15 protein-coding genes and 1 tRNA gene are annotated in these 17,050 nt (G+C 62.6%); 7 read left to right on the top strand and 9 right to left on the bottom strand.

The genetic code is table 11. The features are described from left to right. Positions 1-267: 267 nt before the first annotated feature. The 6 genes from OPIT5_01425 (at position 268) to OPIT5_01400 (ending at position 7,103) form a co-directional block, all read left to right on the top strand. Entirely contained in the window at positions 268-1,368 is a 1,101-nt protein-coding gene (locus tag OPIT5_01425) for an alanine racemase (protein ID AHF89121.1), read from the top strand. 213 nt (positions 1,369-1,581) lie between these two features. Beyond that, the gene (locus tag OPIT5_01420; protein ID AHF89120.1) at positions 1,582-2,298 is read left to right on the top strand and encodes a hypothetical protein; all 717 of its coding nucleotides are present in this window, start codon (positions 1,582-1,584) and stop codon (positions 2,296-2,298) included. 271 nt (positions 2,299-2,569) lie between these two features. Then, positions 2,570-3,118 carry a hypothetical protein gene (locus OPIT5_01415; GenBank protein AHF93957.1) on the top strand — a complete coding sequence of 183 codons (549 nt, stop codon included), beginning with the start codon at positions 2,570-2,572 and terminating at the stop codon, positions 3,116-3,118. Between the two features lie 197 nt (positions 3,119-3,315). Continuing rightward, positions 3,316-4,029 carry a hypothetical protein gene (locus tag OPIT5_01410; protein ID AHF89119.1) on the top strand — a complete coding sequence of 238 codons (714 nt, stop codon included), beginning with the start codon at positions 3,316-3,318 and terminating at the stop codon, positions 4,027-4,029. Continuing rightward, positions 4,026-6,680 (top strand): glycoside hydrolase family 10, encoded by a 2,655-nt coding sequence (locus OPIT5_01405; protein AHF89118.1) that lies wholly within the window; start codon positions 4,026-4,028, stop codon positions 6,678-6,680. The genes OPIT5_01410 and OPIT5_01405 overlap by 4 nt, the downstream gene beginning before the upstream one ends. Positions 6,681-6,839: 159 nt before the next feature. Beyond that, positions 6,840-7,103 (top strand): hypothetical protein, encoded by a 264-nt coding sequence (locus OPIT5_01400; protein AHF93956.1) that lies wholly within the window; start codon positions 6,840-6,842, stop codon positions 7,101-7,103. Positions 7,104-7,159: 56 nt separating this feature from the next. On the opposite strand, the gene thiH is transcribed toward OPIT5_01400, so the two are convergent. The 9 genes from thiH to OPIT5_01355 all read right to left on the bottom strand — a co-directional run bounded on the left by thiH (position 7,160) and on the right by OPIT5_01355 (position 15,682). Then, positions 7,160-8,404: a thiamine biosynthesis protein ThiH gene (thiH, locus tag OPIT5_01395; protein ID AHF89117.1), complete on the bottom strand. Its 1,245-nt coding sequence runs from the start codon at positions 8,402-8,404 to the stop codon at positions 7,160-7,162. A 14-nt stretch (positions 8,405-8,418) separates the two neighbouring features. After that, a complete protein-coding gene (locus tag OPIT5_01390; protein AHF89116.1) occupies positions 8,419-9,204 on the bottom strand; it encodes a thiazole synthase in 786 nt (261 codons plus the stop codon). 52 nt (positions 9,205-9,256) lie between these two features. Beyond that, positions 9,257-9,874 carry a thiamine-phosphate pyrophosphorylase gene (locus tag OPIT5_01385; GenBank protein ID AHF89115.1) on the bottom strand — a complete coding sequence of 206 codons (618 nt, stop codon included), beginning with the start codon at positions 9,872-9,874 and terminating at the stop codon, positions 9,257-9,259. Between the two features lie 951 nt (positions 9,875-10,825). Further along, positions 10,826-11,029: a thiamine biosynthesis protein ThiS gene (locus tag OPIT5_01380; protein AHF89114.1), complete on the bottom strand. Its 204-nt coding sequence runs from the start codon at positions 11,027-11,029 to the stop codon at positions 10,826-10,828. A gap of 18 nt (positions 11,030-11,047) precedes the next feature. Then, positions 11,048-13,051, bottom strand: coding sequence for a phosphomethylpyrimidine synthase ThiC (locus OPIT5_01375; protein ID AHF89113.1), 2,004 nt, complete (start codon positions 13,049-13,051; stop codon positions 11,048-11,050). 296 nt (positions 13,052-13,347) lie between these two features. Next, positions 13,348-14,730 carry a magnesium transporter gene (locus tag OPIT5_01370; protein ID AHF89112.1) on the bottom strand — a complete coding sequence of 461 codons (1,383 nt, stop codon included), beginning with the start codon at positions 14,728-14,730 and terminating at the stop codon, positions 13,348-13,350. 25 nt (positions 14,731-14,755) lie between these two features. After that, complete coding sequence (locus OPIT5_01365; protein AHF93955.1) at positions 14,756-14,854, bottom strand: hypothetical protein; 99 nt, start codon at positions 14,852-14,854, stop codon at positions 14,756-14,758. Beyond that, complete coding sequence (locus OPIT5_01360; GenBank protein AHF89111.1) at positions 14,851-15,507, bottom strand: endonuclease III; 657 nt, start codon at positions 15,505-15,507, stop codon at positions 14,851-14,853. Before OPIT5_01360 ends, OPIT5_01365 begins: the two co-directional genes overlap by 4 nt. A 100-nt stretch (positions 15,508-15,607) precedes the next feature. Continuing rightward, a tRNA-Lys gene (locus OPIT5_01355) sits at positions 15,608-15,682 on the bottom strand. Positions 15,683-15,906: 224 nt separating this feature from the next. On the opposite strand from OPIT5_01355, the gene OPIT5_01350 reads away from it, so the two are divergent. Beyond that, positions 15,907-16,947, top strand: a complete 1,041-nt coding sequence (locus tag OPIT5_01350; GenBank protein ID AHF89110.1) for an integrase — start codon at positions 15,907-15,909, stop codon at positions 16,945-16,947. Positions 16,948-17,050 lie beyond the last annotated feature (103 nt).

Genomic DNA, 17,050 nt, shown 5'->3' with positions numbered 1-17,050 from the left:
TACGCGTGCTTGTTTACGCTTCGGTAGTTTCCCGCAGCGGTTCCGATTCTGAGGGGTAACCATGTTGCGCCATGGCGGGAAATCCGCCGATCCGGATTCGAATAGCGATTGGCTAAACAGGCCATCGGGAGGAGGGGATCGTGGCGATGCTCCCTGCCATCATCAGAGGCCCTGCGGCATCCGAAGGCCACATTGTGGACAAATTTGCTCAAACGGGGGTTGACAAACCGTCCGTTGAACGATTTTGAAATATTCAATAAAAATTCAATGAGTCGTTCAACAGCCACAGCCACTGTCACAGATATCGCCCGTCACGCCGGAGTCTCCGTCGGCACGGTGAGCCGCGTGTTGAACGGCGCGACCAACATCAGCCCCGACAACCTGGACTCGGTGCAGCGCGCGATCTCGAAGCTCGGTTACAAAAAACACCTCCCCGCCCCCAAGCCCCTCATGGCGCGCAAGCTCGGCGCCGGGGACCGCACGGGCAACATCGGCATGGTATTCGCAGGAGCAGGGCAGGCATGGACGAACCATCCGCTGTTCGCCGCCTACACCGTCGGGGTGGAGCAGGCCTGCCAGCAGAACGGACTGCACGCGCTGATCGAACTTTCCGCCGACGACAACGAATTGCCGCGTTGCGTGGCGGAGCAAAAAATCGACGGACTGCTCGTCAAATCCACGCAGTCCGTCCCGGCTTTTGTCAAAAAACTCCCGGCCGACCTTCCTGTCGTGTTCATTGGCATGAACGCTCCCGGCGTGGCTTTCCCCCAAGTGGCCCCTGACAGCCATGGTTCGGGCTGGCTTGTGGCCGATTATTTGTGGCAGCGCGGACATCGCCGCATCGGATTTGTCTGCACCAACGCCACGCATCCCCAGTTCATCACGCGGGAGCAGGGAGTGGAGGGCTATTTGCGCCAAAAGGAAGCCTACGATCCGTCCCTCGTCATCATGCGCCGGGCGGAGAATGGAGATTCTAAAAATGGGCTGGCGGCTCCAGAGGCAACCCCGCCCAATCTTGAGAATGAGGTGGCACAATTGTTCAGCCGTCCGGCCAGGCAGCGTCCCACCGCCATCGTGACCGCCAACGATTGGATGGCGCATGGCCTGTATCGTGCTCTCGCCCGGCACGGGTTGCGCGTTCCGCAGGACGTGAGCGTGGTGGGTTTTGATAATATGGAGCCGCTTTGCACCGTGCTCGATCCGATGCTCACCAGCTATGACGTGAGTTTCGCCGCCCAATCGAAGGCCGCCGCCTTCGACCTGTTTCACCTCATCGAGAATCCCGCCCACCGTCAGGATACCTCTGTTCGCCTCGTTCGCGGCAACATCGTGGAGAGGCAGTCGGTCGGCGCGGTCAATATTCAATGACTTGAGAGTCAAATGTCGCATGCCGTCCTTCTTACCCTAACCCGTTAATCATCAAAGTCCATGCAATCATACCCTGAATCCCCTGATCGTAATTACCGTGTCGATTTCGAGAAGAAGCTCCCTGTTCGATTATTTGATGTTATATATGGGAGAGCAGTCAAGTCGCGGTCGTCCGGCTCTCCTCTGCTGAATTCTGGCGTTTCCAATATCCTGTTGGGCAGGCGTACGTATAATGCCGGTGCGTTTACTCTTGTCGAACTGCTTACCGTTATCGTAATTATTGGAATCCTCGGGGCCATATTGATACCCACTATGGCGACAGTGCGGAAGGTGGCCCGCGGAGCCACATGCGTCAGCAACCTTCGGCAGATAGCTATCGCCATGCAAAACCATGTGGCTGAACATAAGACACTGCCGATCCCGGATGAGGATTTAGCTCCATGGTATAATAATTACTGGATGTCCAAGCTTCAGCCTTACCTGGAAAAACGCACGGCAACAAGCACTGACACGCTTTCACAAAAAGCCATCAATTACGACGGCGTCTTTCGCTGTCCGGGAAAACCTGAGTGGGACATTAGTCAGACCAACGGTCCCATCATGGTTTCCTATGGAATGAATATCTTCAACGCATCCGATAGTAGTGCCAAGAAGATCGCCCGGAGAATGGAACAATTTCAAATGCCTGGTCTCACGATGCTGGTCATGGATCGTGCGACTCGTGATCCCGCAACGGGCGAGTGGGGGAAATCCGGCGCAGGGACATACATCATAAATTCCGATTATATTTACAAAAACCGTCTCGGCCAATGGCATCAGGGAGAAAAGGACAATGTTTTGTTTCTGGACGGCCACGTCGAGTCTCTGCCCCTCAACGGCCTCAATTACTACCTCATGAAAACCAAAGACCAACACCTCAAACCTCTATGATTTATTTTATCATTAACTGTAATCCAAATATAATCAGATAGATACAATGAACACACAAACACAGCATCTTGCTTCGCATCGCGTCCCTTCGTTCTTGAGAAATCTTGTCGGGATTACCCTTTTCGGTTCTCTCCTAAGCGTTCTCCATGCGAGTGAAGATCCATTCATCAGCGTGGATTTCAGTGGCGACAATCGGTTCGGACAGTCGGGATGGACGAATTGGCTGTCCACATCAGGATTTTCCAAAGAGTTTCCAATATCTGATCCGTTTGTGACAGAGAATGGGAAAGTGACTGTCTCCTTAACGTCGGATAGCGGTACCATCGTTGTGCGAGACCGGAATACGACAGGATTTTCATCCGATTTTCACTACATCAATCTTTATCGCGATGTTTTCATCGCCAGCAAGGCAGCGGGCGCATCAAGCTCCACCCTGACGATTACCTTCTCCGGGTTGAACGCCAACACCGCCTACGAAGTGTTCTTCTATGCATTGGACACCGCCAAGACCAGTAGCGTCGAAATCACTACTGTGACAGGCACTGTATCCACTTCTTGGTCTACAATCGATTATACGGTGGGTTCCGCTGCAGCATACACAGAAAACACCGGTCTGGGTGTGGCAGGAACAAGCAACATTGTTAAAACAAACCCGGACGGTATCTTTTCCTTCGAGATTACCAACTCAGCAGGAGACAAAGAGGGTTTCCTGAACGGGTTTCAAATCGCCACTGCCGTGGTTCCCGAGCCCTCCATCACGGCCTTCCTCGTCGGGATTGGATCCCTTCTGATCATCCCCGTCGTTCGCCGTTTCAGATAATCCAAGGTTTGAAACCAACAAGACCATATCTGTTGCTTTTGATACTCCAATGACGCGGTGCAGTTCCCCTCAAGGCGGCAGACCACTCGGATCTCATTCACATGAGATTGGTGCCCTGGTTGAAAGTTGAAGCCCTTCACTCAAGGCATTCTTACCCAGGAAACATGCATTCAGTTCCCATCTCACACCATCAAGCAATGACAAGCAAAACGCTCCTCGCGCTCGCAGCCCTTCTGCTTCCTTTCGCGGTTTCCGCCAGCGAAATCCTTATCAAGGAAAACTTCGAAAGCATTCCCACCGGACGCATCGCTCCCGGACGTTATACGCATATCGTTCCCTGGCAAGGGCCGTCGCGTCAGTTCGGCTGGATCGGAGTCACCGACCAATATCCCGAATCGGCGGCCTCCGGGAAGGATCACCTCAATGCTGTCGCTTTTTACGATAGCGCTTCCGATAAAAACAAGGCGCCCAGCCTTCAATTCCGCTGGGAAGACAAGGCTCCTCAGTCGGGAATCCTCACTCTTGCATGGGATTTTCTTGTCCCGGTGGAAAAACCTTTCCTCGCGATCCACTTTCTCGGCAGTAATTGGAAAAACTCGACAGCGGCCCTTCTGCTCGCTGACGGAGCGATCATTCTTCATGCAGACAAGGGGGACGCTTCCCGGATTCGCATCGGTACTTACACCGTTGGCGTTTGGCATTCCATTAAGGTGACCCTCGATCCCGGTGCTCGTACCCTCGACGTCTGGATTGACGGAAAAAAGGCCGTCAATGCGATTTCCTGGCTCGAGACATCACCCAAGACCATCGACCGCTTCTCCACGGTTGCAGACTATGCTCCGGTGGACCGCATGGGCGCCGCCGTGCTCTACCTTGATAACATCGAAGTCTCCGCCACTTCTGCTCCGTGAACCACGTCCGCCTTCTTCATCGCTGCGCCCTGCTGGCCGCTCTCGCCTCGATTTTCCTGAGTATCGAAATCCCGGATGCACGTGGAGCCGACTCTCCCGCCTTCATCCGGAGAATTCGCACCGGTCAGCAGGCCGAGGTTTATCCTCCGGGGGAGCTGCTCAAGTGGCATCTGACTGTGGTCAATCCATCCACGACTCTTCCCCTCGCTGACGCCCGCCTGGCCTGGGCCGTTTCGACATGGGAGAAAACACACGGTGCTCCCTCTCCCGGGGCATCTGGAGAACAGTCTGTTGCGGTCCCACCTGGCGACAATGTCGTAGTCGCCATCGAATACATGCCTGCCGCTCTTGGCTGGCATGAGATGACCTTCGAATTACGCGATTCAGGGGGGGCTCTTCTTGAACGCCAAGTCCGCACCTTCTCGGTGGGAACCGTGACTCGTGGCGCCGCTCGCTATTTTCGCTACGGAATCTGCCAGAATCTCCGCCGCCATCTCAATACCCCTCTCTTCGACAAGATGACCGCCCTCGCCGGCCATCTGGGCGTCGACATCCTCCGCACGGAGCTCGCCTTATGGGAAAGCACCCAGCCTGAGGAGGGTCAATGGCGCTGGCAGGCCGCAGATCGCGTCATTGATGCGCTTGCGCCGCTTGGCATCGAGATCCAGCCCATCCTTGCCTATTCTCCCCGGTGGGCATCCACAGGGAATACCGAATCCAGGGATTGGAAAGACTGGAACAAGGTGGCGCCACGCCTTGCGCCTTGGCACACCTATGTCCGTGCGGTGGTGGAGCGCTACGGAGATCGCGCCCGCCACTGGGAAATCTGGAATGAGCCCGACATCAGCTTCTGGCGTTCCCCGACTGCCCAATACACCGGGCTTTTCGATACGACTTCCGCCCTCATCCGGGAAATTTCCCCCGATGCCCGCGTCCTCAACGGCGGCTTCGCTATGGGCAGCCGCCAACCCAACCCCGACTTTCTCCAGGAATTCATCTCTACCGCCGACAAGGCCCACTGGGACGTCCTTGCCTATCACGATTATCACACCTTTTCCCAATTCCTCGCTCGCCGGGCGAGAGTTGATCCCCTCCTCGCCGCCCTTCGTCCAGGCGTTCCCCTCTGGATCAACGAAGGTGGCTATCACACCCTTCTGGCCGGCGGCGAACGCGAGCAAGCCCTCACCCTCGTCAAGAAAATCGCCACTGCTCCCGCCCGCGGTATCACCGCCTATTTCTGGTACAATCTCCATGACGATGGCACCGATCCCAGGAACTCGGAACACCATTTCGGATTAACCCGCCACGGCGGCGATCCCAAGCCCGCCTGGTCCGCTTACCAGAACCTTGTTCGGGAACTTGGCGACGCTCGCTATCTGCGTTCGATGTCCGGGGGAAGCCTGCCTCCCGGGACCTGGGCTCACCTCTATGAATTTCCCGAGAGAAAGGCATCCGTTCAGCATACCCTTGTCCTTTGGCAGGAGGGCGCCGCCCGGCAGGCTCCCGTATGGATCGGAGTCGGGTCGGAAACATCCGTTCGCGGTATTGTTGATATCATGGGGAATCCTGTGCCGGCATCCCTTGCCCGCAACGGCGCCGTCTTTTCCCTTTCCGGGGAACCGGTTTATATCCGCCTTCAGTCTTCCTCAGGCCACGAGCCTCAGCTTGCCCTGAAGCCGCTTCTCGAAACACCTCCTCTCGTAGTGCTCGTGCCAGGCGAAGACACGCCGCTCATCCTCGCCGTCAACAATCCTCTCGACCGACCGGCGACCGCCGCGCTCGCCCTTTCCACCAATGACTCCCGGATTACCCTCCAACCTCAATCGGAGCAATTCCTTCTCCCGCCTTCCGGTCGCGTCCAGCTCACTGTGCTCCTCCGCTCGCTGCCCGATACGTCTGAATCAACCCTCCCGGAAGCGGCGGTGCGCATCGACCTTCGCCTTTCGATAGCCGAAGCGGGGCTCGACTTGCCGGCCCGCATTCCGGTCACTCTTGCCAGGCTCGTTCCGCAGCTTCCCCGATCTGATACTCCCTGGAAGACCCTCGCCGGTCTCCCGTCCGTCGCCACGCTGGATCATCGCGACAACATCCATAATCTCTACTCTGCCGAGCCCCTTCCCGCCATGCATTGGCACGGTCCCGACGACCTGAGCGCGGTCGTTCGCATCGCCACCGACGACGATTCTCTCTTCATCGAGGTCGTCGCCCGCGACGACGTCCACCACCAGACCGACCTCCGCGGCCGGCTTTGGGATGCGGACAGCCTTCAGGTTGGCATCCAGTTGAAAGATACGGATGCGGATTATATCGAGGTCGGCCTCGCCCGCGACAACGGCGGGGAGGTCGGGGGCTGGGTCTTCGCGCGGACGGCCGACTGCCTGCTTCCCCTCGGCCGTCTTGATTCCTCCATCCCGCGGGAAGTCGTTCGCAACGAAGCCGACGCCACCACCACCTACCGGCTCCAGCTCCCCTGGCGCGCATTGGGAAGCCCCAACGGTCCTTTCTCCGGAGGCATCCGGCTCGGCCTTGTCGTCAATGACAACGACGGGCAAGGTCGCAAGCAATGGGTCAAGCTCTCTGACGGTCTCGGAGAGCAGAAAGCTCCCGCCCTCTGGCAGGTGTTCTCCTGCCAGCAGCGCAGGACAGAGTGATCCGCATCCGGGCCGTGATCATGATCTTCAAGGCAATATGTATTGGAGAATACACTCCTTCCGGTTGCGGTGATGCATGCGCCAGGCCGGCGCATTGCTTGAGATGTGTAAGGTTGTCTCCACTCCGTTGGATATGACGCTGCCATCTGCCGCCACCGGATGGGGGAATCCGGGCTGCGTGCCATCGTTCTCGATCACGAAAGCGGCATCCCGCTCCACCTTCAGCTTCGCGATGCGCTCCGGCAGGCGATTCGCTCCGCCCCGCCATCGGTCGAAAAACTGCCCCCGGAGACGCTTCTGATGCAGGCGCCGGGAATCTCCCAGGCCACCGTGCGGACCGCGCCCGGCCTGACGACTACGCAGGCGGGTTCACATGCTGCGCCGGGGCACACAATGCCGGCATGGAAGACAAGTCATGAATGAGATGCCGGAGGCGCTGGCCGGCTTGGGTGTCCGGTTTTGTCGTGCCGATTACGACATCAGTGAACCGGTTCGCGTTCGGACGTTTTTGCGGGGCGAGCGCCGTCGTAGGTGGAGTCCCAGTCTTTCCAGACGGGTTCGTAATTCCGGGCGCGGAGGGCGGCTTCGATTTCGGCGGGGCTGCGGTCGTCGTTGATTGCGAACTGTTCGAGGGATTCGGGCTCGGCGGAGTAGCCGCCGGGGTTGGTTTTGGCTCCGGCGCTCATGCTGGTGATGCCGAGGTGGATGGCGTGGTCGCGGAAACGGGGGCTTTCGCGGGTGGAAAGGACAAGCTCGACTTCGTGGCTCCAGAGACGGAAGGCGCAAATGGTCTGGACAAGGTCACGTTCGTCGAAGGGGGTGACCTCGATTTCCTGGCCGGCGTGGGGACGGAGGCGGGGAAAGGAGATGCTGTATTTTGTGCGCCAGTACGTGCGTTCGAGGTGGCGGAGGTGTTGTCCGAGAAACCAGGCTTCGGCCCGCCAGTCGGAAAGGCCGTAGAGGGCGCCGAGGCCGATTTTTTTGAGTCCGGCCTGGCCGAGGCGGTCGGGCGTTTCGAGACGGTTGACCATGTCGGCCTTGGGACCGCGCAGGTGGTGGCGGGCATAGGTGGACGGGTCGTAGGTTTCCTGAAAAACGATCACGGCGCTGAGGCCGTCGGAGGCGAGGGACGCGTAGTCGTCGGTCGTCATGGGCTGCACTTCCATCGAGATGCTGGAGAAGTGCGGACGGAGCAGGCGGATCGCGTTGCTGAAATACGCGCGGCCGACGCGCGTGGTTTCGCCGGTGACGAAGAGGACGTGATCGATACCGAGGCGTTTGAGGACGGCGGTGTCGGCGAGGATTTCGGCGTCGTTGAGAATTTTTCTCGGGATTTTGTTCTGGGCGCTGAAACCGCAGTAGGTGCAGATGTTGACGCAGGCATTGGTGAGGTAAAAGGGCGCAAAGATCTGCATGGTGCGTCCGAACCGGGCGAGGGTGGCGCGGTTGGCGAGGCGGGCCATGTGTTCGAGAAAGGGGGCGGCGGCGGGTGAAAGCAGGGCGGCGAGATCGTCGGGCGTGAGCGCGGTGGCGCTGGAGGGCGTGGAGCGGGCGGCGCGGGCGAGAGCCCGCTCGACGTCGGCGGTGGTGGCGGAACGGATACGGGCTGCGGTGTCGGCGAAGTCGTGCTGGCGCCAGAGGGCGGTGAAGGGGGGCGTGGTGGTGGCTGGCATGGGAGGGAGGGGGGAGTGGCGTGGTGTTTTTATGTGCCCCATGGGGCACATGAGGCTTATGGGGCTTATGGAGTGGAGAGGAAGGAGGTGAGGGGAGAGGTGGCGGCGGCTTCAGGGGCGGTGGCGGTGGAGGCGAGGCCGGTATGGCGGGCGAGGGCGCCGGCTTCGACGGCGAGGCGGAAGGCGCGGCCCATGGCGACGGGATCGGGAGCGGCAGCGATGGCCGTGTTGACGAGGACGGCGTCGGCGCCGAGTTCGAGGGCGGCGGCGGCGTGCGAGGGGGCGCCGAGGCCGGCGTCGATGACGACGGGGATGCGCGACTGGGCGATGATGATTTCGAGAAAGATTTTCGCCTCGAGGCCGCGGTTGCTGCCGATGGGCGCGGCCAGGGGCATGACGGCGGCGGCTCCGGCTTCCTCGAGTTGTTTGCAGACGACGGGATCGGCGTGGATGTAGGGGAGGACAATGAAGCCGCGTTTCACGAGTTCGCGGGTGGCGGTGAGCGTCTCGACCGGATCGGGCATGAGGTATTTGGGATCGGGGTGGATTTCGAGCTTGAGCCAGTTGGTTTCGAGGGCCTCGCGGGCGAGTTCGGCGGCGAGGATGGCTTCCTTGGCGTCGCGGACTCCGGAGGTGTTGGGGAGGAGGCGGTGACGGGTGCGATCGAGGTGGGAGAGGATGTCGTCGGAGGAAACGGAGTCGGTGCGGACGCGGCGCAGGGCGACGGTGACGAGTTCGGCATCGGCGGCGGCCAGGCTGGCGGCCATGACGGCGGGCGAGCTGTATTTGCCCGTGCCGAGGAAGAGGCGGGAGCGGAGGGTGGTGCCGGCGATGGTGAGTGGAGGGATCATGATGGGAGGACGGAAGGGATGGGAGATATGGGAGGAACGGGAGGGATGGGACTTATGGGCGGGAGGACCAGGCGGTGAGGAATTCGTGGTGGCGGGCGGGGAGGTCGGGGGCGTTGAGCAGGGCGCCGGAGACGGCGGCGCCGGCGGCATCGAGGGCGCGGATGGCGGGGAGGTCGGCGGGGAGGACGCCGCCGATAACGAAAGACGGGAGTGCGGGCGGGAGGAGGGCGAAGAGATCGCGGATGCCCTCGAGGCCGAGGACGGGGGCGAGTTTCTGTTTGGTGGTGGTGTGGCGGAGGGGGCCGATGCCGATGTAGTCGAGGTCGCCGGCGGCGTGGGCGGTGGCGGCGGCACGGGCGTGATCGGCGTTGTTGACGGTGCCGCCGATGAGGGTGCGGGGGCCGAGGAGGCGGCGGGCGTCGGACCAGGGGGCGTCCTGCGTGCCGAGGTGGACGCCGTCGGCTCCGGAGTCGCGGGCGATTTCGGGGTTGTCGTTGATGATGCAGAGGGCGTCGTGCGCGTGGCAGATGGCGGTGACTTCGCGGGCGAGCGCGAGCCAGCGGTCGGGAGGGGCGTCTTTTGTCCGGAGCTGGATGTGTCTGGCTCCGGCGGCGCAGAGGGCGCGGGCTTGGGCGGGGTGGTCGCCGAACGGATGGTGGTCGTGAGTGATAGCGATGAGAAAAGGGGGGGGAAGGGGCGGGGATGGAGAGAAGGGAGGAGGAATAATCCGGGATTGCAGATTTGAAATTTCAGATCGGAAGGCGTGCCACGTGGCGAGGGGATCGGGGGATTGCCAGAGGGCGCCGAGGATGGCGGCGCCATCGAAACCGAGGGCGGCGACCGTGGCGAGGCGGTCGGGGGTGATGCCACCGAGGGCGAGGACTTCGGGGTGGCGCGGACGGGGGCGGGATTGGAGGAGGGCAGAGAGGCCGGCGTACGGGAGGGTGGTCGGTGAGGGGGTGTGGCCGGGTTTGGAGAGGGAGGGGAAAATAGGGGAGAGAAAGAGCGTGTCGTAAGCGGGTGGATACGGGGTGAGGGTGGCGCGGAGTTCGGCGAGGGTATGGAGAGGGCGGGAACGGAGAAGGCGGGCGGGGGGGGAAGGGGAGCGACGCGGAGCGTCGTCACACGGGCTGGAAGCCCGTGGTACGTCATGGGCTGGAAGCCCATGCCACCCGGAGGCGGGCGGGACGCCCGCAGAACAGAGGCCAGAGACCAGAGGATAGAAGACAGGTTTCGCCTGCCGGTTGTCTGGCCTCTGGCTTCTGCCTTCTAGCCTCCGGATTGCGGGCGGGACGCCCGCGCCACTTTGGCGGTCGTGGAGGCCGCCGATGGCGTAGTCGGCGGCGAGGTCGTGGTGAGTATGGAGGACGAGGTGGGGGTGGTACTCGGCGGGGATGGCGTCGAGGTGGGCGGCAAGGCGGGCGCGGGTCCAGCCGGGTTTGCGGAGGTGGTAGCGGGTGAGGCCGGCGGCGAAGAGCGCGGGGAGCGTGGCGAGTTCGTGCGGATGGTCGTCTTCGGGAGAAAGGGCGACGAGGCGGAAGGGCGTGGCAGATGGGTGGGTCATTGCATGCAGGAGGGCGCGGCGGAGCCGCGTCCGGCGGCGGGGACGCCGGCCGCTCCGTCAGCCGCCTTGCGTGGCCTGGATGATGAGGACGCGGTCGTTGTCGCGGAGGGTGTGTGCCGGCCAGGCGGCGCGCGGGATGACGGTGTCGTTGACCGCCACCGCGATGCCTTTGCGGTCGGCCTGGCCGCGCTCGGCGAGGAGGGCGGCCAGCGTGGCGGCGTCGGCGGCGGCATGCGGCTGGTCGTTGAGAAGGATGGTCATGGCAGAAGGGTTTGGCGTTCAGGGTTTGGCGTTCAGGGTTTCCGCGGGCGCGGCGGTGTAGATTTCGGCGCCGGTCTGGACAAACTCGGCGGATTTTTCGCGGAGGCCGGCTTCGATGGCCTCCGTGGTGGCGAGGCCTTTTTCCTCGGCGTAGCGGCGGATGTCGTCGGTGATTTTCATCGAACAAAAGTGCGGGCCGCACATGGAACAGAAATGGGCGGTCTTGGCACTTTCCTGCGGGAGGGTGGCGTCGTGATATTCGCGGGCGCGTTCGGGATCGAGGGAGAGGTTGAACTGGTCTTCCCAGCGGAATTCGAAGCGGGCCTTGCTGAGGGCGTTGTCGCGGTATTGGGCGGCGGGATGGCCCTTGGCGAGGTCGGCGGCGTGGGCGGCGATCTTGTAGGCGATGACGCCGGCGCGGACATCGTCGCGGTCCGGGAGGCCGAGGTGTTCCTTGGGCGTCACGTAGCAGAGCATGGCGGTGCCGTACCAGCCGATGTTGGCGGCGCCGATGGCGCTGGTGATGTGGTCGTAGCCGGGAGCGATGTCGGTGGTGAGCGGGCCGAGCGTGTAGAAGGGAGCTTCGTCGCACCACTCGAGCTGTTTCTCCATGTTTTCCTGGATCATGTGCAGGGGAACGTGGCCGGGACCTTCGTTCATGACCTGCACGCCGCGAGCCCAGGCGCGGCGGTTGAGTTCGCCCTGGGTCCTGAGTTCGCCGAACTGGGCTTCGTCGTTGGCGTCGGCGATGGAGCCGGGGCGGAGTCCGTCGCCGATGGAGAAGGAGACGTCATAGGCGGCGCAGATGTCGCAGATGTCATCCCAACGGGTGTAGAGGAAGTTTTCCTTGTGATGGGCGAGGCACCACTTGGCCATGATGGAGCCGCCGCGCGAGACGATGCCGGTCATGCGGCGGGCGGTGAGCGGGATGTAGCGGAGGAGGACGCCGGCGTGGATGGTGAAATAGTCGACGCCTTGCTCGGCCTGCTCGATGAGGGTGTCGCGGTAGATTTCCCAGGTGAGTTCTTCGGGGCGTCCGTTGACTTTCTCGAGGGCCTGGTAGATCGGCACGGTGCCGACAGGGACGGGGCAGTTGCGCAGGATCCACTCGCGGGTCTGGTGGATGTTTTTTCCGGTGGAAAGGTCCATCAGGGTATCGCCGCCCCATTTGACGGACCAGCGCATTTTCTCCACCTCCTCGTCGATGGACGAGGCGACGGCGGAGTTGCCGATGTTGGTGTTGATCTTGACGAGGAAGTTGCGGCCGATGGCCATCGGCTCGAGTTCGGGGTGGTTGATGTTGGCGGGGATGATGGCGCGGCCGCGGGCGACTTCGCTGCGAACAAATTCGGGGGTGATCTCGCGCGGGATGGCGGCGCCGAGCGGGGCGCCGGGGTGCTGGCGGTGGAGGGCGTTGCGCGGGCCGGTGGCGTTCATGGCGAGGGCCTCGCGGGTGGTTTGCAGGCGGGTGTTTTCGCGGATGGCAACGAACTCCATCTCGGGCGTGATGATGCCGGCGCGGGCGTAGGCGAGCTGGGTGGGACGGCAGCCGGGGCGGGCGCGAAGGACGGGACGCGTGGCGGTGAAGGTCTTGAGGGCGGTGCGGGCGCCGGTTTTTTCGGCGAGGGCGCGATGTTTGTCGGAAAGGTAACCGTCGTCGATCGGTTGCACGGTGCGGCCGTCGATCTGTTCGGTGTCGCCCCGTTCGGCGATCCAGGCGGCGCGGATCGGAGGGAGGCCGCGGGTGGGGTCGGCGTGGAAGGACGGGTCGCCCCAGGCGCCGGAGGTGTCGTAGACGCGGACAGGGTCGTTGGGCGTTTCGACGCCGTCGGGGCCGCGGGTGGGGCTGAGGGTGATTTCGCGGAGGGGGACGCGGATGTCGGGCCGCGATCCGGGGAGGTAGATGCGGGCGGAGGCCGGGAAGAGGGTATGGGGGAGGGAAGCGTCGGAAGAGGGAGAGAGCGCGGTGGTGGTGTGCGCGTCGGAAGAGGCGGAGGCCGTCGAGTCGGTGGCAGTGTGCATGGTGGCGGAGGTGGGTCGGTATGACGTTGGCTCGCGATCAACACTGCCTCCGGTAATGCGATTCCCGATACGTTTCCCTGCGGTCGGTGATCGGGTCCGTTTTCCCTTCGGCGGTGCTAACCGCATCAGGTTCGAAGGCTATGGGGACGGATCGTGTCCCTGTCTCAGCCCGGCGCCCCGGGTTCGCCTAAACAAATTGGTGAAGACGCACGGAAGGCCGGCAGGGCGGCGATGTCAAGCCGGCCGGCGGGGTGTGCGCCGAATGCATGGACGGGCGGGCGCGGCTGCCTGCGGGATCAGAGCAGCGTGCCGTCGAGAAACAGCCAGGCGACGCTGAAGTAGATGATCAGCCCGGTGACGTCGACGAGCGTGGCGACGAACGGGGCGCTCGAGGTCGCCGGATCGAAGCCGAGGCGCTTCAGCAGGAGCGGAAGCATCGAACCGACGAGCGAACCCCACAGGACGATGCCGACGAGGGAGGCTCCGACCGCGCCGCCGATGAGGAGCCAGTGCGGACCGTAGATGCTGGAAAATTGCGCCCACACGGCGATGCGCAGGAAGCCGACCGTGCCGAGGATGGCGCCGAGCGCGAGACCCGCGAAGAGTTCGCGGTGCATGACGCGCCACCAGTCGCGCAGGCGAAATTCGCCGAGCGCGAGCGCGCGGATGACGAGGGTGGCAGCCTGCGAACCGGCGTTGCCGCCGGAGGAAATGACGAGGGGCACGAAGAGCGCGAGGACCACGGCCTTGGCGATTTCCTCCTCGAAAAATCCCATGGCGGTGGCGGTGAGCATTTCGCCGAGGAAGAGGACGACGAGCCAGCCGGCGCGCTTGCGGATCATCTTGCCGAGGGCGATCGAGATATACGGTTCGTCGAGTGCCTCGCTGCCGCCGAGTTTGTGGATGTCTTCGGTGGCTTCGGCTTCGGCGACGTCGAGGATGTCGTCCACGGTGACGATGCCGATGAGCCGGCCGGCGTCGTCGGTCACAGGCAGGGCGACGCGGTCGAGCTTGCGGACGAGATCGAGAGCGTGTTCGCGGGTATCGGCGGCAGAGAGACGGACAACGTTGCCATCCATCAGGTCGCGGACGTGCTGGCCGGGTTGCGCGAGGAGGAAACGGCGGACGCGGATATCGTCGATGAGGTGACCGGCGGCGTCGACGACGTAGATGATATTGAGGGTCTCCCGGTCGCAGCCGAGGGCGCGGATGTGATCGAGGGATTCGGCTACGGTCCACTCGGGGCGCACGGCGATGTAGTCGAGCGTCATCATGCGGCCGACGCTGCCCTCGGGGTAGGCCATGAGCGCCTCGGCTTCGGCGCGGTTTTCCGGCGTCAGCATGGCGAGGAGCTGCAGGGCGACATCGAGCGGCTGCTCCTGGAGGAAGGCGGTGCGGTCGTCGGGCGGGAGGGCGTTGAGGAGAGAGGCGGCCTGCTCCTGGGTGATCAGGCGGAGGAGGCGTTTTTGCGCGGCCGGTTCGAGGTAACTGAAGACGGCGGCGGAGAGGTCGCGCGGGCCGATACGGACGAGGACGGCGAGCTGGGGCTCGGGAAGGACGGAGAGATGCGGGGCGAGGTCGGCGGGGAGCCAGCGGGCGGCAAGCTGGCGGAGGGCCGTGGCGTCCTTGCGGGCGAGAAGAGCGGTGATGTCGGTGCGGACCTGATTGATGTCGGACATGGCGCGGGCGGCTGCTGCGCCGGGTCTAGCGGAGGGCGGAGGTGGGATGCGTCCGTTGGCGGCCGGCGTCGACGCGGAGTCCGGCGATGTTGAGGTGAAGGAGGGAAGCGGAGGGTGATTTCATGCGCGGACTGCGCGAACAGGGTGTTTGCGGCCGGAGTTGACGTGACGGCAGATCTCGCAGGTGGTGCCGTCGCAACCGCGGGCGGTGCAGTGTTCGCGTCCGTAATAGATGATGCGAAGATGCAGGGAATTCCAGTCCGATTCCGGGAAAAGGGCCTTCAGGTCGCGTTCGGTGCGTTCGACGTTGGCGCCGGCGGGAGTGAGGCGCCAGCGCTGGGCGAGACGGTGGATGTGGGTATCGACCGGAAACGCCGGAAAACCGAAAGCCTGCGACATGACGACGGAGGCGGTCTTGTGGCCGACGCCGGGGAGCGCCTCGAGTTCGGCAAAGGTGCGCGGCACTTCGCCGCCATGTTTGTCGAGCAGGATGCCGGAAAGGGCGTGAATGGCCTGCGCCTTGCGCGGAGCGAGACCGCAGGGACGGACGATGGCATTGATGCGGTCAACGGAGAGCCGGGCCATGTCGCGCGGATTGTCGGCGAGGGCGAAGAGGGCGGGGGTGGTGAGGTTGACGCGCTTGTCGGTGCACTGGGCGGAGAGGAGCACGGCGATGAGCAACGTGTAGGGATCGCGATGATCGAGCGGAATGGCCGGGTGCGGGTAAAGCTCGGCGAGACGACGGGAAATCCAGGCGGCGGTGTCGGCACGATTCATGGCGATGCGGGTCGGGAAGGGTGGCAGCGGAAGGGTCGGCCGGCGGCCGGCGGACAAAAAAGAACCCCGGCGAAGAGATATTCGGCGAGGCTCGGAAAGGTGGTGGGTTGACTGGGATTCGAACCCAGAACCAACGACTTAAAAGGACGCTGCTCTACCATTGAGCTATCAACCCGTTCTACTTGATGCCTAACAACTTAGGACTTCGGTCTTGCTGACTTTTCATAGTCGTTTTCACAGTTTCCGGAGACAAATCAGGAAATCATGGGAAACGAGACGAAAGAAAAGACATGGCAAAGAACAAAGCTACCCGGCCTGTTACGGCATAAGGGAGGGCGGTATTACGGGCGCTTCACAATCGCGGGCAAGACGAAATTTGTGCCTTTGGAAACGAATTTGATGGAAATTGCCCGCGTGCGCTTCGCCGAGCACAGGTCACGTATCGAGCGTACCCGCAAGGCCGCCCGTGCGGCGGGGCAGGGCGTCGGGCGGATGCGCGACCTGCTCACGCTTTACCGCCAGCGTGTCGAGGAGCGGGCGGACATCGCAGACAACACCCGGGATGCCTATCGCGAACATATCGCCTACATCGAAAAGACATGGCCCGGATTCGGTGACTTGCGTCCGGACGAGATAACCCGCACCGCAGTCGAGAAATGGCGTGACCGGGCTCTGAAAGAGGGAACCGGCAATCGTCCGCCTGGCAGCAAGGCGGAGACGAATGCCGTTTCGGGAAAATCACCCGGACGGTTTAACAAGGCCGTCGATGCACTTCGCAAGATGCTCGATATCGCCATCGAGACCGGCGCGCTGCACGCAAACCCGCTGAAGGTGCGCGGCATCAAGGCAAAGGATGCTCCTCGCAAGCCCAAGCTCCCGGAAACGGACAAACTGAGGGAAGTCTTTGAGGCGATGGAGCGGCCAGGCGGACGAAGCATTGAGGCCGCCTTGCTTTGCCGTTTCCTTGCCTTCACGGGCTGTCGCCTGAAGGAAGCCGCCGGCGTCCGCTGGCAGGACATGGATTTTGAGCGCGGAATCATTCACGTCAACGGGACGAAGACAGATGCCGCCCGACGTGAGGTTCCGATGATACCGGCAGCGCGAACCCTGCTGGAAGTCATCCGGAAACGCCGGGAAAAAGCCGCTACCGTGGTTACGGACGGCAAGCCGCACATCGATCCGGCTTCGCCCGTTCTGGCCGTCAGGGAAGCACAGAAGAGCCTGACGAGGGCTTGCGCGGCGGTCGGAGTGGACCGGTTGACACATCATGATCTGCGCGATGCCTTCGCAACCACGTGCATCGAGGCGGGTGTCGATATCCCGACCGTTGCCGCATGGCTCGGCCATGCTGATGGCGGCGCGCTCCTGATGCGGATCTACGCCCATCACCGCCGGGCGCATAGTGTGGAGCAGGCGGCAAAGGTGAAATTCTGGAAGTAAAATTATTTTGTTGCTGGAGCCGCACTTCTGCGGAATCGCGGCAGAAGCCGACTCCATCTATCAAGCGGCCACAGCAATCATTATATTGCTGAAAAGTACCGTA

This window comes from Opitutaceae bacterium TAV5, assembly GCA_000242935.3.
In the GTDB taxonomy this organism is placed as follows: domain Bacteria; phylum Verrucomicrobiota; class Verrucomicrobiia; order Opitutales; family Opitutaceae; genus Geminisphaera.
Note: the sequence above shows the minus strand (reverse complement) of the source record. Positions and strands in the feature narration are given on the sequence as shown.

Excerpts from the sequence above, each read along its gene's own strand:
- OPIT5_01425 (AHF89121.1), top strand. The coding sequence starts at position 268 with ATGAGTCGTTCAACAGCCACAGCCACTGTCACAGATATCGCCCGTCAC.
- OPIT5_01410 (AHF89119.1), top strand. The coding sequence starts at position 3,316 with ATGACAAGCAAAACGCTCCTCGCGCTCGCAGCCCTTCTGCTTCCTTTC.
- OPIT5_01400 (AHF93956.1), top strand. The coding sequence starts at position 6,840 with ATGGGGGAATCCGGGCTGCGTGCCATCGTTCTCGATCACGAAAGCGGC.
- thiH (AHF89117.1), bottom strand. The coding sequence starts at position 8,404 with ATGTGCCCCATGGGGCACATAAAAACACCACGCCACTCCCCCCTCCCT.
- OPIT5_01390 (AHF89116.1), bottom strand. The coding sequence starts at position 9,204 with ATGATCCCTCCACTCACCATCGCCGGCACCACCCTCCGCTCCCGCCTC.
- OPIT5_01380 (AHF89114.1), bottom strand. The coding sequence starts at position 11,029 with ATGACCATCCTTCTCAACGACCAGCCGCATGCCGCCGCCGACGCCGCC.
- OPIT5_01375 (AHF89113.1), bottom strand. The coding sequence starts at position 13,051 with ATGCACACTGCCACCGACTCGACGGCCTCCGCCTCTTCCGACGCGCAC.
- OPIT5_01370 (AHF89112.1), bottom strand. The coding sequence starts at position 14,730 with ATGTCCGACATCAATCAGGTCCGCACCGACATCACCGCTCTTCTCGCC.
- OPIT5_01365 (AHF93955.1), bottom strand. The coding sequence starts at position 14,854 with ATGAAATCACCCTCCGCTTCCCTCCTTCACCTCAACATCGCCGGACTC.
- OPIT5_01360 (AHF89111.1), bottom strand. The coding sequence starts at position 15,507 with ATGAATCGTGCCGACACCGCCGCCTGGATTTCCCGTCGTCTCGCCGAG.
- OPIT5_01350 (AHF89110.1), top strand. The coding sequence starts at position 15,907 with ATGGAAATTGCCCGCGTGCGCTTCGCCGAGCACAGGTCACGTATCGAG.